This window comes from Brevundimonas variabilis, from assembly GCF_014199945.1.
In the GTDB taxonomy this organism is placed as follows: domain Bacteria; phylum Pseudomonadota; class Alphaproteobacteria; order Caulobacterales; family Caulobacteraceae; genus Brevundimonas; species Brevundimonas variabilis.
In genome coordinates, this window is the sequence record NZ_JACHOR010000004.1 from 464,949 (window position 1) to 481,052 (window position 16,104).

General features: G+C 60.2%; 7 protein-coding genes, 3 tRNA genes and 3 rRNA genes. 11 read left to right on the forward strand and 2 right to left on the reverse strand.

Going from position 1 to position 16,104, the window contains the following annotated elements; all coding sequences use genetic code 11:
• Positions 1–238 precede the first annotated feature (238 nt).
• The 9 genes from GGR13_RS13565 to GGR13_RS13605 all read left to right on the forward strand — a co-directional run bounded on the left by GGR13_RS13565 (position 239) and on the right by GGR13_RS13605 (position 9,772).
• Positions 239–1,699, forward strand: a 16S ribosomal RNA gene (locus GGR13_RS13565).
• A gap of 225 nt (positions 1,700–1,924) precedes the next feature.
• Positions 1,925–2,002 (forward strand) — tRNA-Ile (locus tag GGR13_RS13570).
• Between the two features lie 80 nt (positions 2,003–2,082).
• Positions 2,083–2,158: transfer RNA gene (locus tag GGR13_RS13575), tRNA-Ala, on the forward strand.
• 256 nt (positions 2,159–2,414) lie between these two features.
• A 23S ribosomal RNA gene (locus GGR13_RS13580) occupies positions 2,415–5,200 on the forward strand.
• A 94-nt stretch (positions 5,201–5,294) separates the two neighbouring features.
• Positions 5,295–5,409, forward strand: a 5S ribosomal RNA gene (gene rrf, locus GGR13_RS13585).
• Together the 16S, 23S and 5S rRNA genes with 3 tRNA genes alongside form the textbook arrangement of a ribosomal RNA operon.
• A gap of 65 nt (positions 5,410–5,474) precedes the next feature.
• A tRNA-Met gene (locus tag GGR13_RS13590) sits at positions 5,475–5,551 on the forward strand.
• Between the two features lie 209 nt (positions 5,552–5,760).
• Entirely contained in the window at positions 5,761–7,581 is a 1,821-nt protein-coding gene (locus GGR13_RS13595) for an alpha-amylase family glycosyl hydrolase (protein ID WP_183214089.1), read from the forward strand.
• Complete coding sequence (locus tag GGR13_RS13600; protein ID WP_183214090.1) at positions 7,578–8,537, forward strand: ROK family protein; 960 nt, start codon at positions 7,578–7,580, stop codon at positions 8,535–8,537. The genes GGR13_RS13595 and GGR13_RS13600 overlap by 4 nt, the downstream gene beginning before the upstream one ends.
• Positions 8,534–9,772, forward strand: a complete 1,239-nt coding sequence (locus tag GGR13_RS13605) for an MFS transporter (protein WP_183214091.1) — start codon at positions 8,534–8,536, stop codon at positions 9,770–9,772. The genes GGR13_RS13600 and GGR13_RS13605 overlap by 4 nt, the downstream gene beginning before the upstream one ends.
• Before the next feature lie 4 nt (positions 9,773–9,776).
• Here GGR13_RS13605 and GGR13_RS13610 read toward each other — a convergent pair whose 3' ends face one another.
• Both GGR13_RS13610 and GGR13_RS13615 read right to left on the reverse strand, forming a co-directional pair.
• A complete protein-coding gene (locus GGR13_RS13610) occupies positions 9,777–10,811 on the reverse strand; it encodes a LacI family DNA-binding transcriptional regulator (protein ID WP_246347850.1) in 1,035 nt (344 codons plus the stop codon).
• Positions 10,812–10,924: 113 nt separating this feature from the next.
• Positions 10,925–13,381 carry a TonB-dependent receptor domain-containing protein gene (locus tag GGR13_RS13615; protein ID WP_183214092.1) on the reverse strand — a complete coding sequence of 819 codons (2,457 nt, stop codon included), beginning with the start codon at positions 13,379–13,381 and terminating at the stop codon, positions 10,925–10,927.
• Between the two features lie 578 nt (positions 13,382–13,959).
• Here GGR13_RS13615 and GGR13_RS13620 point away from each other — a divergent pair.
• Together GGR13_RS13620 and GGR13_RS13625 are read left to right on the forward strand one after the other, a co-directional pair.
• Positions 13,960–15,447 carry a methyl-accepting chemotaxis protein gene (locus GGR13_RS13620; protein WP_183214146.1) on the forward strand — a complete coding sequence of 496 codons (1,488 nt, stop codon included), beginning with the start codon at positions 13,960–13,962 and terminating at the stop codon, positions 15,445–15,447.
• Positions 15,448–15,449: 2 nt separating this feature from the next.
• On the forward strand, positions 15,450–15,932 hold the full coding sequence (locus GGR13_RS13625) for a chemotaxis protein CheW (protein WP_246347851.1): 483 nt from the start codon (positions 15,450–15,452) through the stop codon (positions 15,930–15,932).
• Positions 15,933–16,104 lie beyond the last annotated feature (172 nt).

Here is a 16,104-nt window from a genome sequence, read left to right on the forward strand (position 1 = left end):
GTGTCCTCCGGGTTTCCGGTGTTGGTCTTTGAAATCGTTGATTTGGAAAGAGAAACGCAGGCGGCGGTATTCTAGCGAATGACTTCGGTCATTACGATGAAGCTGACAGCTGCGGTCTTTTTTGAAGATACCATGCCGAATATCTTTAGGGGTATTTGGAGTGGTTCTCGTCAAGAATACGTAGAACTAATGCCAAGTCGGATTTCGGTCCGGCTCTGCTTAGGTCAGATAGTCAACTCAACCTGAGAGTTTGATCCTGGCTCAGAGCGAACGCTGGCGGCAGGCCTAACACATGCAAGTCGAACGGACCTTTCGGGGTTAGTGGCGGACGGGTGAGTAACACGTGGGAACGTGCCTTTAGGTTCGGAATAAGCTCGGGAAACTGGGTCTAATACCGAATGTGCCCTTCGGGGGAAAGATTTATCGCCTTTAGAGCGGCCCGCGTCTGATTAGCTAGTTGGTGGTGTAATGGACCACCAAGGCGACGATCAGTAGCTGGTCTGAGAGGATGACCAGCCACATTGGGACTGAGACACGGCCCAAACTCCTACGGGAGGCAGCAGTGGGGAATCTTGCGCAATGGGCGAAAGCCTGACGCAGCCATGCCGCGTGTATGATGAAGGTCTTAGGATTGTAAAATACTTTCACCGGTGAAGATAATGACTGTAGCCGGAGAAGAAGCCCCGGCTAACTTCGTGCCAGCAGCCGCGGTAATACGAAGGGGGCTAGCGTTGCTCGGAATTACTGGGCGTAAAGGGAGCGTAGGCGGACATTTAAGTCAGGGGTGAAATCCCAGAGCTCAACTCTGGAACTGCCTTTGATACTGGGTGTCTTGAGTGTGATAGAGGTATGTGGAACTCCGAGTGTAGAGGTGAAATTCGTAGATATTCGGAAGAACACCAGTGGCGAAGGCGACATACTGGATCATTACTGACGCTGAGGCTCGAAAGCGTGGGGAGCAAACAGGATTAGATACCCTGGTAGTCCACGCCGTAAACGATGATTGCTAGTTGTCGGGATGTTTACATCTCGGTGACGCAGCTAACGCATTAAGCAATCCGCCTGGGGAGTACGGTCGCAAGATTAAAACTCAAAGGAATTGACGGGGGCCCGCACAAGCGGTGGAGCATGTGGTTTAATTCGAAGCAACGCGCAGAACCTTACCACCTTTTGACATGCCTGGACCGCCAGAGAGATCTGGCTTTCCCTTCGGGGACTGGGACACAGGTGCTGCATGGCTGTCGTCAGCTCGTGTCGTGAGATGTTGGGTTAAGTCCCGCAACGAGCGCAACCCTCGCCATTAGTTGCCATCATTTAGTTGGGAACTCTAATGGGACTGCCGGTGCTAAGCCGGAGGAAGGTGGGGATGACGTCAAGTCCTCATGGCCCTTACAGGGTGGGCTACACACGTGCTACAATGGCGACTACAGAGGGTTAATCCTTAAAAGTCGTCTCAGTTCGGATTGTCCTCTGCAACTCGAGGGCATGAAGTTGGAATCGCTAGTAATCGCGGATCAGCATGCCGCGGTGAATACGTTCCCGGGCCTTGTACACACCGCCCGTCACACCATGGGAGTTGGTTCTACCCGAAGGCGATGCGCTAACCGCAAGGGGGCAGTCGACCACGGTAGGGTCAGCGACTGGGGTGAAGTCGTAACAAGGTAGCCGTAGGGGAACCTGCGGCTGGATCACCTCCTTTCTAAGGATGCGTCTCCAGTGCGTCTCTCACGAGAAGCACTATTGGCGCTCCATACAGCGAGAAGCCCTCAAGCAGCCGCAAGGCGTTAGGGCTTCGAGCAAAAACTGCGGGATACCGCCGTCTTCGTTTCTCTTTCCTTTTTCACGCTCCATGGCGTCCGGTGTTTGGCTGGATGGTGTGGGGTGTGCGATCGCGAGCCTGGTATCCGGGCTGTCGTGCGGCCATAGGCCCGTAGCTCAGCCTGGTTAGAGCGTACGCCTGATAAGCGTAAGGTCGGCAGTTCGAGTCTGCCCGGGCCTACCAGCCAGCTGGCTGGTGGCGCTAGCGCCGACTTCGTGGACCTCGCACCGACAGCTTTCCTGAGCTCGCACCGTTCCTGGAACGGGGCCATAGCTCAGTTGGTAGAGCGCCTGCTTTGCAAGCAGGATGTCGTCGGTTCGACTCCGTCTGGCTCCACCAGGCCCTCTTTGAGGGGCTATCGCCTGGCGGCTACTTGAGCCCGGGTGGTTTGGTGACTGCGTGATCGCATAGAGAGATTGCCCCGACTGTTTGGTCGACGGCATTGATATTGTGAAGGAAGAATGCGTCCGGCCTGTTCATAGGCTTTGAGGACCTGTTCGAGAGAAGACATTGTCTGACAAAAATCAGGCATGGACCCGCTGGCATTTCTTTCCAGTCACCGGGATGCATCCATGCATGAGTTTTGCTGAGAAACGATCAAGCGTTGAAGGGCTTCTGACGGATGCCTTGGCGTAGAGAGGCGATGAAGGACGTGGCAAGCTGCGATAAGAACCGGGGAGGCGCTAGCACCCTTTGATCCGGTTATTTCCGAATGGGGAAACCCACCTTTACGGTCTTCCAACTTTGCTTTCCCTCGGGAAGGCAAGGATTGGCGGATCGTTCAAAGGTATAATGACCTGAATACATAGGGTTCATTAAGCAAACCCGGGGAACTGAAACATCTCAGTACCCGGAGGAAAGGACATCAACCGAGACTCCCGTAGTAGTGGCGAGCGAACCGGGACCAGGCCAGTGCTCTTGTGACATAAAGCCGAACGATCTGGAAAGGTCGGCCATAGCGGGTGAAAGCCCCGTAGGCGTCAAACAGCAAGAGACTCGAGTAGGGCGGGACACGTGAAATCCTGTCTGAACATGGGGGGACCACCCTCCAAGCCTAAGTACTCCTCTACGACCGATAGTGAACAAGTACCGTGAGGGAAAGGTGAAAAGCACCCCGACAAGGGGAGTGAAACAGATCCTGAAATCGGAAGCCTACAAGCAGTCGGAGCCTCCAAGCGAGGTGACGGCGTACCTTTTGTATAATGGGTCAGCGACTTCATGTGTCGAGCAAGCTTAAGCCGTTAGGTGTAGGCGCAGCGAAAGCGAGTCTGAATAGGGCGCTAAGTTCGACGTATGACGACCCGAAACTAGGTGATCTATCCATGAGCAGGATGAAGGTAAGGTAACACTTACTGGAGGTCCGAACCCGTGAATGTTGAAAAATTCTGGGATGACTTGTGGATAGGGGTGAAAGGCCAATCAAACCTAGACATAGCTGGTTCTCCGCGAAATCTATTTAGGTAGAGCGTCCGACGAATTCCTCAGGGGGTAGAGCACTGGATGGTTGCGGGCTGCGCGAGCGGTACCAATACTAACCAAACTCCGAATACCTGAGAGAACTATCGGGCAGACACACGGCGGGTGCTAACGTCCGTCGTGAAAAGGGAAACAACCCTAACCATCATCTAAGGCCCCCAAGTACTGGCTAAGTGGGAAACGATGTGGGATTGCTTTGACAATCAGGAGGTTGGCTTAGAAGCAGCCATCCTTTAAAGAAAGCGTAACAGCTCACTGATCAAGCGATCCTGCGCGGAAAATGTAACGGGGCTCAAGCCAGTCGCCGAAGATATGGGTTTGCACTTATGTGCAAGCGGTAGCGGAGCGTTCCGTAAGCCGGTGAAGGTCAGGCGTGAGCCTGGCTGGAGGTATCGGAAGTGAGAATGCTGACATGAGTAACGATAGGAGTGTGAGAGACACTCCCGCCGAAAGACCAAGGGTTCCTGCGTAAAGCTAATCTGCGCAGGGTTAGTCGGCCCCTAAGGCGAGGCTGAAAAGCGTAGTCGATGGGAAGCAGGTAAATATTCCTGCACCAGCTGGAAGTGACGGATGGCGTAAGTTGTCGGGGCTTATTGGATTGTTCCCGGCAGCGAAGTTGTCCCTGGAAATAACTCCAGCAGAGACCGTACCCGAAACCGACACAGGTGGTCAGGTAGAGCATACCAAGGCGTTTGAGAGAACTATGCTGAAGGAACTCGGCAAATTGCACGCGTAACTTCGGAATAAGCGTGACTCTCCTTGCGCAAGCAGGTGAGAGTGGCACAAGCCAGGGGGTAGCGACTGTTTAGCAAAAACACAGGGCTCTGCGAAGCAGCAATGCGACGTATAGGGTCTGACGCCTGCCCGGTGCCTGAAGGTTAAAGGGAGTTGTGAAAGCGACGAACTGAAGCCCAGGTAAACGGCGGCCGTAACTATAACGGTCCTAAGGTAGCGAAATTCCTTGTCGGGTAAGTTCCGACCTGCACGAATGGCGTAACGACTTCCCCACTGTCTCCAGCATAGGCTCAGTGAAATTGAATTCCCCGTGAAGATGCGGGGTTCCCGCGGTCAGACGGAAAGACCCTATGAACCTTTACTATAGCTTCGCCTTGGCGTTAGCGACCGTATGTGTAGGATAGGTGGGAGGCTATGAAGCCGGGGCGCCAGCTCTGGTGGAGCCATCCTTGAAATACCACCCTTACTGTCGTTGACGTCTAACCGAGGGCCGTTATCCGGTCCCGGGACATGGCGTGGTGGGTAGTTTGACTGGGGCGGTCGCCTCCTAAAGTGTAACGGAGGCGCGCGATGGTGGGCTCAGAACGGTCGGAAATCGTTCGATGAGTGCAATGGCATAAGCCCGCCTGACTGCGAGACTGACAAGTCGAGCAGAGACGAAAGTCGGCCATAGTGATCCGGTGGTCCCGAGTGGAAGGGCCATCGCTCAACGGATAAAAGGTACTCTAGGGATAACAGGCTGATTTTGCCCAAGAGTCCATATCGACGGCAAAGTTTGGCACCTCGATGTCGGCTCATCACATCCTGGGGCTGGAGCAGGTCCCAAGGGTTCGGCTGTTCGCCGATTAAAGTGGTACGTGAGCTGGGTTCAGAACGTCGTGAGACAGTTTGGTCCCTATCTGCCGTGGGTGTTCGAAGCTTGAGAGGATCTGTCCCTAGTACGAGAGGACCGGGATGGACATACCTCTGGTGGACCTGTCATGACGCCAGTTGTGCAGCAGGGTAGCTAAGTATGGAATAGATAACCGCTGAAAGCATCTAAGCGGGAAACTAACCTCAAAACAAGGCTTCGCTGAGGATCGTGGAAGACTACCACGTTGATAGGCCAGGTGTGGAAGCGCGGCGACGCGTGAAGCTTACTGGTACTAATAATCCGATCGGCTTGATCGTTTCTCAGCAAAACTCATGCGATTTTAACAAGACAATGTCTTCTCAAACACGTCCCGGGCCTCAAAACCCGGGGATCTGATATCCGCTTGGTTGACCTGGTGGTTATGTCGGAGGTTCCCCACCCGATCCCATTCCGAACTCGGTCGTTAAGCCCTCCAGAGCCAATGGTACTTCGTCTCAAGGCGCGGGAGAGTAGGTCGCCGCCGGGTCTACCAAGCCGATATCAATCACAAACGTGTCTCTCGAACATCTTCCTTCACAACCCTCACTCTGTCGCGGGATGGAGCAGCCCGGTAGCTCGTCAGGCTCATAACCTGAAGGTCGCAGGTTCAAATCCTGCTCCCGCACCCAAAACACCAGACACGCAAAACAAAAAGCCCCCCGGTCCACACCAGGGGGCTTTCTGCTGGCTGACAGGAAGGGCCGTCCAGCCAAGGGTCCCGGTAAGCGATGGACTGGAAGATGTCTGTCAACCATTTATGCAATCGATTGCATTTCTGTCAGGCATAGGCTCTATTGACGGTCCGCTCTCTTGTACACGTCGCAGGCCGCAGTCGTTCATGATCAAAGTTGCTGACCAGAAAGCCCTGCCGCAGGGATGCAGGGATCACCCGGCATGGCCTGTCCTCGCGCAGAGGATCAGCGATCTGTATGGGGCCAGAAACGACGTGGAGGCCATGCTGGATCGACTGGAAGACCAGCTTGTTAAAGCCCGGCACCGTCGACCGACAGCATCGACGTCACTCGACCTGGCAAGACACGCGCAACCCGGCTGGCCGGCTGCCTCGGGGCACACCGTCTATACCTTCTATGTTGATCGGTTCTCGAAAGATCTTGCAGGTCTGATCCAGTGTCTCGACTATCTGCAGGCACTCGGTGTCCGCTGGCTTCACCCGCTACCCCTTCTGAAGGCACGCGCAGGCGACAGTGATGGTGGCTTTGCCGTCGCGGACTTTCGGCAGGTCGAACCGGCGCTGGGCACGATGGCGGATCTGGCGGCCCTGACGGAAGCCTTGCGAGCGCGGGGCATGGGGCTGTTGCTGGACGTCGTCTGCAACCACACGGCCATGGAGCACGATTGGGCAGTCCGTGCGCGGGCCGGTGATCAGCACTATCGCGACTTCTACAGGGTGCTGAACACGCCCGAGCAGGTGCAGGCCTGGGAGACCAGCCTCGTGGACGTGTTTCCCGCAACGGCGCCGGGAAGCTTCACCTACGATGCCGACATGGGAGGCTATGTCTGGACGACCTTCTATCCCTTTCAGTGGGACCTCAACTACGCCAATCCGGCGGTGTTCGAGGAAATGCTGGACATCCTGATCTTTCTTGCCAACCAGGGCGTGGAGGGGTTCCGCCTCGACAGCACCCCGTTCCTCTGGAAGCGCGAGGGGACCAACTGCAGGAGCCAGCCCGAGGCCTATGCGATCGTCGAGGCCTGGCGGGCCGCCCTGACGATCGTCGCTCCTGGTGTGGTGCTGCTGGCCGAAGCGATCGAAAGCCTCGATGACGTTCTGCCCTTCTTTGGAAACGAGGCACCGGGTTGCGACCTGGCCTACAACAACGGCGTGATGACGGCTCTGTGGGGGGCACTTGCGGATGGCGACGCCGGGATTGCGCGCACCGTCATCGAGGCCGCTGCGGCACGACCGGATCGTGGCACCTGGCTCAACTATGTGCGGTGCCACGATGACCTGATCTGGAATGCGCTTTCAGCCTACGCCCCGCCTGAAGACCTGCAGCGCTGGTCGAGCTTCTATGATGGCAGCGGCTTCTCGCAAGGACGTGCCTTCCAGACGGCGGCAGGTGGCGTTCCCTCGACGAATGGCATGACTGCCTCGCTGGTCGGACTTGGCAAGGCGGGGGTTGATCAGGACCTCGCGCGGGCCAGGCTCAAGCTTCTGTATGGAATCATTCATGGGCTGGACGGCTGGCCGCTGATCTACATGGGCGACGAGCTCGCGCTCGGAAATGATGACGCCTACACCGACGATCCTGACCGACGGGGGGATGGTCGCTGGCTGCACCGGCCAGACATGGATTGGGCGGCAGCAGGATTGCGAACGGAGGATGCCACGATCGAAGCTGACATCTTCTCGACTCTGGCTGGACTGGCCGGCAAGTCGCGCAGGCTGAACGACCTGGGTGTGGGGGGGCGAGCGCGGACTGTGGCGGTTTCCGAACCTGCCGTCCTCGCCGTGTCGAGGGATGAGGGAAAGACACCTTTTCTGATGCTGGCCAATCTGTCCGCAAATACGGTGCGCGTCCCGCGGCCAGCCGGTTTCGATGGTCCCGGAATCGACGCCCTGACGGACCAGGTCCTGGGCGATGCGACGGTCGAGCTTGGTCCCTATGGTCTAGTATGGTGGGTTGCCGACGCATGACCCGATTTGCCGGCATCGAACTGGGTGGGACCAAGGTTGTGGTCGGTTTCGGCAGCGGGCCGGACGATCTGTCGGAATGCGTGCGTATTCCGACCACCACGCCCGACGAGACGATGACCGCCGTCGCGGAGATCGTGGCTGCAGAACATCGAAAAGGACCTTTGGCCGGGATCGGAATCGCTACGTTCGGTCCCGTCCGCCTGGATCGGGATGCGTCCGACTGGGGCCGTATCCTTGCAACGCCGAAGCCGGGGTGGACCGGTGCCGACCTGATCGACCCTTTCAGGGCAATGGGTTTGTCCATTGCGGTCGACACGGACGTTGCGGGTGCCGCAGTCGCCGAGGGGCGCTGGGGTGCCTGCATGGGGCTCTCGGATCATGCCTATGTCACCGTGGGTACGGGTGTCGGCGTCGGCCTCATCTGCAACGGGCGTCCGGTGCATGGCAAACTTCATCCCGAGGCCGGGCATCTCCCGATACGACGCGACCCGGTTCTGGATACCTACGCCGGCTGCTGTCCGTTCCACGGCGACTGCCTTGAAGGCCTGGTCAGTGGCCCGGCGCTCGCAGGTCGGCTGGGGCGCGCTGGGGAAACCATCGCGCAGGATGATCCGGTGTGGGGGATCATTGCCGACTATCTGGCGCAACTGGCCGCCTCGCTGACCTATGTGATGGCGCCTTCGCGAATCGTCATCGGCGGCGGGGTAGCCACCAATCCCCGTCTGCTGCCTCAGATCCGCACCCAACTCAGACTCCAGCTGGGCGGCTATCTGGCGGCCCTGGATGATGAGGATGCCATGGCGAACTACCTTGTCCCTCCGGCGCTCGGCGACCGATCCGGGGTGCTGGGGGCTATTGCCCTGGTCCATGACCTGCGCGCCCGCGCGTCCGTGGAACCGTGTGCTTCGGCCGGGCAGTTGACCGACCATCAGTCCCTTGCAGGAGACCTTCGATGACTGCGACGACAACCCGGGCTGAGGCCGCGCCGAACACAGGCCTTATTAAGGGTCTGACGTACATGATGTTCATGATGTTCGCGATGACCACGGACTCGGTCGGGGTCATCATTCCCGAAGTCATAAAGGAATTCGGGCTGGGCATGACCGCTGCCGGCTCATTCCATTATGCGACGATGGGGGGCATCGCGCTGGCGGGGATTGCGCTGGGATTCCTTGTCGATCGATTGGGGCGGAAGGCGGCGATCATTGTCGGGCTGGCCCTGTTCTCGCTTTCGGCCTTCCTGTTCGCGGTCGGTCAGGACTTCGGCTTCTTTGTCCTGCTGCTGTTCATTTCCGGCGCGGCCATTGGCGTGTTCAAGACCGCAGCCCTCGCCCTGATCGGCGACATCTCGACGTCGACGCGGTCGCATACGGCCACGATGAATACGGTCGAGGGCTGGTTCGGCGTTGGCGCCATCCTGGGGCCAGCCGTCGTAGCCTGGCTACTGGTTTCCGGTATGTCGTGGAAATGGCTGTATGTTATTGCGGGCGGACTGTCGGTGGCGCTGATCGTGACCGCCCTGATGGTGCGCTATCCAAAGACGGTAAAGACAGCCGCCCCGCCCGCCGACCTGAAGGCGACGGTCGGGATGATGCGCGACCCCTATGCGCTCGCGTTCAGCCTCGGGACCATGCTGTACGTGGGTGTGGAGACCGCGATCTATGTGTGGATGCCGACGCTGCTGGCGGGATATGAGGGACCGGCCATTCTGGTGGCGACCTATGCGCTTTCGATCTTCTTCGTCCTGAGGGCGGCAGGACGGTTTCTCGGAGCCTGGATGCTGAACCGCTATCGCTGGACCACGGTTCTGGTGGTCGCCAGCCTCCTGATCTTTGCCTGCTTCCTCGGGTCAGCCCTGCTTGGACGCGGCGCCGCGGTGTTTCTGCTGCCCCTATCGGGGCTGTTCATGTCGGTGATCTACCCCACGCTGAACTCCAAGGGCATCAGCTGCTTCGCCAAGGTTCAGCACGGGGCGGTGGCGGGCGTCATCCTGTTCTTCACCTGTATCAGCGCCGTTCTGGCTCCGCTTGCGATGGGTGCGGTCAGCGACGCCTTCGGCGGGGCACAGTACGGCTTCGTGCTGGCGACGATCCTGGCCGGGGTCCTGTTTGCGGCGCTGGCCGTGAACGCGGTGCTGGACCCGGCGAAGGCTCGGCTGGCCCGGTTCGACGACAGTCAGTACGGCGTCTGACGCCTCAGGCTGACTGGCGGACGATCAGTTCGGGCGGCAGGATGAATGAGCCTGTCTTCTCTCCGGCTAGGCGTCGCATCAGCAGGTCGACCATGGCCCGGGCACCCGCTCCGATATCCTGGCGAATGGTGGTCAGCGCAGGGGCTGCGTGGATGGCGATCTCCAGATCGTCATAGCCGACGACAGCCACATCGTCCGGCACGGAGATGCCGCGTTCGTGCAGCGCCCGGATGGCCGCCATGGCAATGATGTCCGTCGCGGCGACGATCCCGTCCACGCTGTTTCCGGCGTCGAGGAACTCGCCAATCGTTTCGTAGGCGGTGTTTGGAGTCAGGTGGACGGGCAGGGGATGGGCTGCGGCCTTCACGCCGCTGGCCGCATGAGCCGCCAGAAACCCGGCGTAGCGCTCACCCAGTTCAGGGAAATCGGGGTTGCCGAAGAACACCAGGTGCTGGCGCCCCTGTCCCAGCAGATGCTGGGTTGCCATCTGGCCGCCCAGACGGTTGTCCGTTCCGACCGTGCACTGAACCCGATCCGGGTAGGCTGCTCCCCAGATGACCAGCGGCTCATAGCGGCGCGCCATGGTTTCGATCGTTTCGATCTGATCCGATTGGCCGATCACCAGGACGCCGTCAACACGACCGGAATCCGTCATCCGGCCCAGCCAGTCGTCGTCCGACGGGATCACGCGCGACAGTAGAAGGTCATAGCCTTTCGACGTCAGGGCGTCGGCGAGGTGACCCAGAAGGGTGATGAAGAAGGGATCCGACACGGGCTGCCCGACTTCGTGGCCGAGTGGAAGGATGACGGCGACGGCGTGGGTCTTTCCGGTCCGCAGATTGCGTCCGATCACATTCGGCCGATAGCCGTGCTCCCGCGCCAGTGCCGTGACGCGATCACGGGTTTCCTGGCGGATGGCAGGATTCCCGGCCAGTGCACGCGACACGGTGGAGGTCGACAATCCCGCCACCCGGGCGAGATCGGCAAGGGTGCCGATGACTTTCTGCGAAGACTCCATGGGTCTGGAATGATCGTTCATCGGCCCGTCGTCAAATCCTGCAGCCTACAAAAGAAAACGGCCCGGTCGAAACCGGGCCGTGAAAAGAACAGACGTCTGCCAAAGCCGCTTGGGCAGAGCGTTCGCCCGTCAGGTTAGAATGAATAGCGCAAGGTCAGGCTGGCGGTCCGTCCGTTCAACGTCCGCGCACGAAGGATATTCGTGGCGTTGGCCGTGATCGAGCCTTCCTCACTCTCGGTGACCGCGAACTCGTCGAAGACGTTGTTGACGTTCAGGGCCAGCGAAAGGCCGTCTGTGATGTCATAGGTCGCGAACGGATTGACGATCGCATAGCCCGGCAGGACCAGCTGGTTGTCGAACTGGGCATAGGATTCCGACGTCCCGACGACATTGGCACCGATCCGGAACGGACCGTAGCTGTAGGTCGCGGTCCCCTGATAGACCCAGTCGGCCTGACGACGCGGCGTATTGCCGACGTTGCCCGGGTTCAGGCGGTCTGCGGTGATCTCGGCATCGGTCCAAGTTATGCCGCCCGAGAAGTCGAAGCTTCCAGCACGATAGAAGCCTTCGATCTCGATCCCCTTGGCCTCATATTCGGCGTCGGTGAAGGTCTGGCTGGTGGCCTCGAAATTGGTCTCCTCGGTCTTGGCCAGGAAGGCCGTGGCGAAGACCGAAAGCGGACCGCTGCGATAGCGGACACCGGCTTCGAACTGGTCGACCATGTCGACCGCCGCGTCGTCGCTGCGGATCGCGCCGCTGGCCAGGATCGACGGACCGAACAGCAGACGGTCGGCGTTGGCACGTCCGCCCCGGCTGGCGCGGCCGAAGACCGCGACATCCTCGTTCACCTGATAGTTGGCCCCGAGGGAGTAGGACCAGTAATCCCATTCATAATCGACCGGCCGTGTGTTGGCGAAGTCGATCTGGCTGACCAGGGTCTCTGGAACCTGGATGACCCCGTCGCCCGAAATGTCGCGCCGCGTCACGATGCCGTCGGCGTAGGTGCCGGTCGCCGAACCGCTGTCGTAGCGGATCGAGCCGTCAATGATCAGGTCGCCGCCTTCCCAGCTGAGCGCGGCATATGGGGCGTCGATGTCATAGTCGACGTCATAGGACCGGCGGCAGCAGTTGCCGAAGAAGGTTGCGCCATAGCCAACCAGCCCGTTCTGGGTCTGCTTCACACCGGCCGCGTTGAACACGTCGACCAGGGCGGCATTGTCACCCTTCACTTCCATCAGGAAGCTGTTCCAGAGCCAGTCCATGTCGATGCTCTGGTTCGACTTGTAGTAGCCGAAGGTCGCGTTCAGCGTGCCGTTACCGACTGCGAACTCGCGCTCCAGCTTCAGGTCGTTGGCCATGTTGCCGAAGTCGTTGATGTCCACGTCGAACAGGACGATCTGCGCCAGCAGGCCATTGCCGTTCACATTGGCAGGGACCAGCTGACCGGCATTGGCACCGTTTGCATAGCGGGCAGTCGAGCCGGCGCCGCCGATGCCTGCGGCCACGGCCGTCGGCGTTCCGGTTCCCGCGGTGAAGGGCGAAACGAACCCGCCCGTCGTGTCGGCGATGCGGAATTTGTTGGTCAGCTGCCAGCCGGAGCCCAGGTCGAAGCTGGCTTCGAGGCCTGCCGCCAGCACCTCGGGGTTCATCCCGTCTGCGATGTCGGATACGCGCGGTCCATTGGCTCCATCGAGGCCGGGGCTGTTGCGGAACAGGGCGGAATGCAGGGTCTGGCTCGACGCATCATAGCCGGGCAGGGGGCCCCAGTTGGGATCGCTGTTGGTGCCGGTCACCTGGATCGGAGACGGCAGGTAGCCGATCGCCCTGTCGTTGAGATATTTGGCGCTGAGCCGCACATAGCCCGCGTCGAATTCCTTGGTCAGCGACGCCCGGATCTGGCCACCTTCCTCGCCTGTGTAGCCCGCATCGCGAGCGCCTTCACCGGTGCGATAGAAGCCTCCGATCGAGCCATACATCGTCTCGTTCAGGCGGCCGCCATACTGGAAGTCACCGCGGGTGGTATCGAAATCGATGCCGCGCGTCAGGGCAATGCTGCCGCCTTCGGTCGCGCCGGTCTGGCTGATCAGGTTGATGACGCCGCCCGGCGAGTTGGAGGCAAAGGTCGAGGCCGAACCCCCACGGACGGCCTGGACCCGGGCCACGGTCGCGTCATAGCGGGTGAAGATGTCGGCATTGCCAAAGGCGATGTCGCCGAACTCGAGGATGGGCAGTCCGTCTTCCTGGATCTGCAGGAATTTCGCGCCGCCGGTCGAGATCGGCAACCCGCGGACGGCGATGTTGGCATTGCCTTCGCCACCCGATGATTCCGAGCGGATGCCGGGAATGCTTCGGAAAATCTCGGCGGTCGAACGGGGTGCGAGGTCTTCGATCGTTTCGGCGTTCAGCGTTGTGACCGACACCGACGATCTCAACGTGGTGCTGGAGCCGGCGACAGCGGTGACAACGATTTCATCGACCGTCGCTTCCGCGGGATCGAGGTCCTGCGCAGCCGGCGCGCTTTGTGCCCAGACCGGTGTCGCGCCAGCGGCAGCCATCAAGGCACCCGCACAAACCCAATTCAATCGCTTCATGATTCCATCCCCGTGGTTCAGCGAGCTTCTCACCGAGCCCGTCCTGATCAGAATACTTCAAATGCAATCGATTGCAACAATCGATTGCAGCCAGCCGCCCAGGCCTTCGGTCTCCATAATTCGTTCAACTTTTTCTTATGCTTCCGGTGATTGTCGTGGTCATTTCCGCCTGCTTCCGAGGCTTGGCTGGAGCGGACTAGGTGCCGCACCGGGACCTGAGCGACCTCACAGCGAGGCTGCGCTTAACCAAGGTCTCTGGCGACGAACGGTTAAGCTTAGCGATAGCACGCAGCCTCTGTGACGCACGCAAAACCATGATCCTAGCTCCAGGCATCCGAGCCAATGTAACTTCAGGGTACGCAACGCTACGGCCAACTGTCGTTAAATCAGAGGGTAGTGGGGTGCGCTCAGCGGTATTTGGCGCGCGTCCTCACTACCCTGAAATGCATACAAAAAACCTATGGGCGCCGACCTATTCATCTTGTGTTTTCATTTTTCATTTAGCTCAGAGAGCGCAGTTACGCGCCGGTAATCGATTGCAGAATTAACCTTCAGGCATAAAGGCCGCATCCGTGAGTATGTTTTCGAGGCGCAAACCACCCATCGTCGATGATCTGTCTCCGATCGTGGCGGCGATAAACCGGTCTCAGGCCGTGATCGAGTTCCAGCTGGATGGAACAATCATCAAGGCCAACGACAATTTCCTCAACGCCATGGGCTACGCGCTCGAAGAGGTTCAGGGACGTAACCACTCCATCTTCGTGTCCGCCGAGTTTGCGGCCTCGAACGCCTACAGGGAATTCTGGGCCACGCTCCGGCGCGGTGAGTTCGTGGCCAGCAAGTTCCAGCGTGTGGGCAAGGGCGGCAAGGACATCTGGATCCAGGCGTCCTACAATCCGGTTCTCGATGACGCGGGCAAGCCCTTTAAAGTCATCAAGTTTGCGACCGACATCACCGAGATCGAGCTTGAGCGCGCCCGGATCGAGACCGAACGTGCCGAAGCCGCAGCGCGCAATACGGTCGTGCATGATCTTGCCGTGGCCCTGACGGGTCTGGCGAATGCCGATCTGACGACCTGTATCAGCGCCGAGTTCGAGGGCGAGTACGCCCAGATCAAGGATGATTTCAACACGGCGGTCGCCAGTCTGCGCGACACCATGCTGGCCATAGCCCAGGCCACACAGGGCCTCGATGCCGGGTCCAGCGAAATCGCGGCGGCCTCCGATGATCTGTCCCGCCGTACCGAACAGCAGGCCGCCAGTCTCGAGGAGACGGCTGCCGCCCTCGACCAGGTCACGGCGACGATCAAGCAGAGCGCCGAGAATGCACGGCAGGCGGCTGCGGCAGCATCAGGGGCTCGCGAACAGGCGTCGAAATCGGGTGACGTGATGCGCGAGGCGGTCACGGCCATGGGAGAGATCGAGAAATCCTCGGCAGAGATCACCCAGATCATCGGCGTGATCGACGAGATCGCCTTCCAGACCAACCTGCTGGCCCTGAATGCCGGGGTCGAGGCGGCCCGCGCTGGCGATGCCGGTCGGGGTTTTGCGGTCGTCGCCCAGGAAGTCCGGGCCCTGGCCCAGCGCTCGGCCGAGGCGGCCAAGGAGATCAAGGTCCTGATCGCAGCCAGCTCCAGCCAGGTTCGGCGCGGCGTGAAACTGGTCGGTGACACGGGCGAGTCGCTGACAGGGATCGTCGTCAAGGTGGCCGAGATCGATGGCCTTATCTCCGGGATCGCCCAGGCGTCTCAGGAACAGGCTACGGGCCTCAACGAGGTCAACTCCGCCGTCAACCAGATGGATCAGGTGACGCAGCAGAACGCCGCCATGGTCGAGGAAGCCACCGCCGCAGCCTCGAGCCTCCGATCCGAGGCCAGTGAACTGATGCGTCTGGTCGGCGGTTTCCGGACCGACACGGGTCACGGCACGCCCCGTCTGGAGGTGGCCGACGCCAATCGTCACCGTCCGCAGCGCAATCCGGTGGCGGCCGTCCAGTCTCGCCTGAGAGCCGCCGCTTCGGGCGGTCGATCGCGCGTGGTCGCTGCGGATGCGTGGGAGGAGTTCTGAGAATGACGCCGTTGACCCCTGAGGCCCAGACCACGGCCGCCAGCATGCTGGAGCTGATTTCCTTCGAGATCGGCGGTCAGGAATACTGCATCGACGTGCGGTCCGTTCGCGAGATCCGGGGCTGGACCCCGACCACCCCGATGCCCCAGACCCCGCCCTATATTCTCGGCGTCATCAACCTTCGGGGGGCAGTGATGCCGGTGCTCGACCTGCGCTGCCGTCTGGGTCTCGGACGGACCGAACCCTCGTCGCGACATGTGATCGTGGTGATCCAGGATGGCAGCCGGATGGCGGGCATTCTGGTGGATGGCGTTCAGGAGACATTCCAGCTGGCAGCGTCGCTGCTCCAGGCCCCACCCGCCATGGACTCGGATGCCAACGACCAGTTCGTGGACGCCATCATCCCGCTCGAGGGCCGGATGCTTTCGCGTCTGGTCGTGCGCTCGCTCCTGCCGCTGGAACAGGCTCAGGGGCAGGCGGCGTGAAGCCGCGACTCACGTCACAACAGGGCGGCTGCGCCACTCTGCGGCCTGTCCGGCCCGGAGCGGCGGGTCGTTCGTTCGCGACGGCGATTGGGGAGGGTTGCTGATGTCGGTTGAGTTGAGGCTGGGATCGGTGCTGGACATTCATGCGGCGGAGCCGTTGCGGGTTCAGTTG

Excerpts from the sequence above, each read along its gene's own strand:
- GGR13_RS13595 (WP_183214089.1), top strand. The coding sequence starts at position 5,761 with ATGATCAAAGTTGCTGACCAGAAAGCCCTGCCGCAGGGATGCAGGGAT.
- GGR13_RS13600 (WP_183214090.1), top strand. The coding sequence starts at position 7,578 with ATGACCCGATTTGCCGGCATCGAACTGGGTGGGACCAAGGTTGTGGTC.
- GGR13_RS13605 (WP_183214091.1), top strand. The coding sequence starts at position 8,534 with ATGACTGCGACGACAACCCGGGCTGAGGCCGCGCCGAACACAGGCCTT.
- GGR13_RS13610 (WP_246347850.1), bottom strand. The coding sequence starts at position 10,811 with ATGAACGATCATTCCAGACCCATGGAGTCTTCGCAGAAAGTCATCGGC.
- GGR13_RS13615 (WP_183214092.1), bottom strand. The coding sequence starts at position 13,381 with ATGAAGCGATTGAATTGGGTTTGTGCGGGTGCCTTGATGGCTGCCGCT.
- GGR13_RS13620 (WP_183214146.1), top strand. The coding sequence starts at position 13,960 with ATGTTTTCGAGGCGCAAACCACCCATCGTCGATGATCTGTCTCCGATC.
- GGR13_RS13625 (WP_246347851.1), top strand. The coding sequence starts at position 15,450 with ATGACGCCGTTGACCCCTGAGGCCCAGACCACGGCCGCCAGCATGCTG.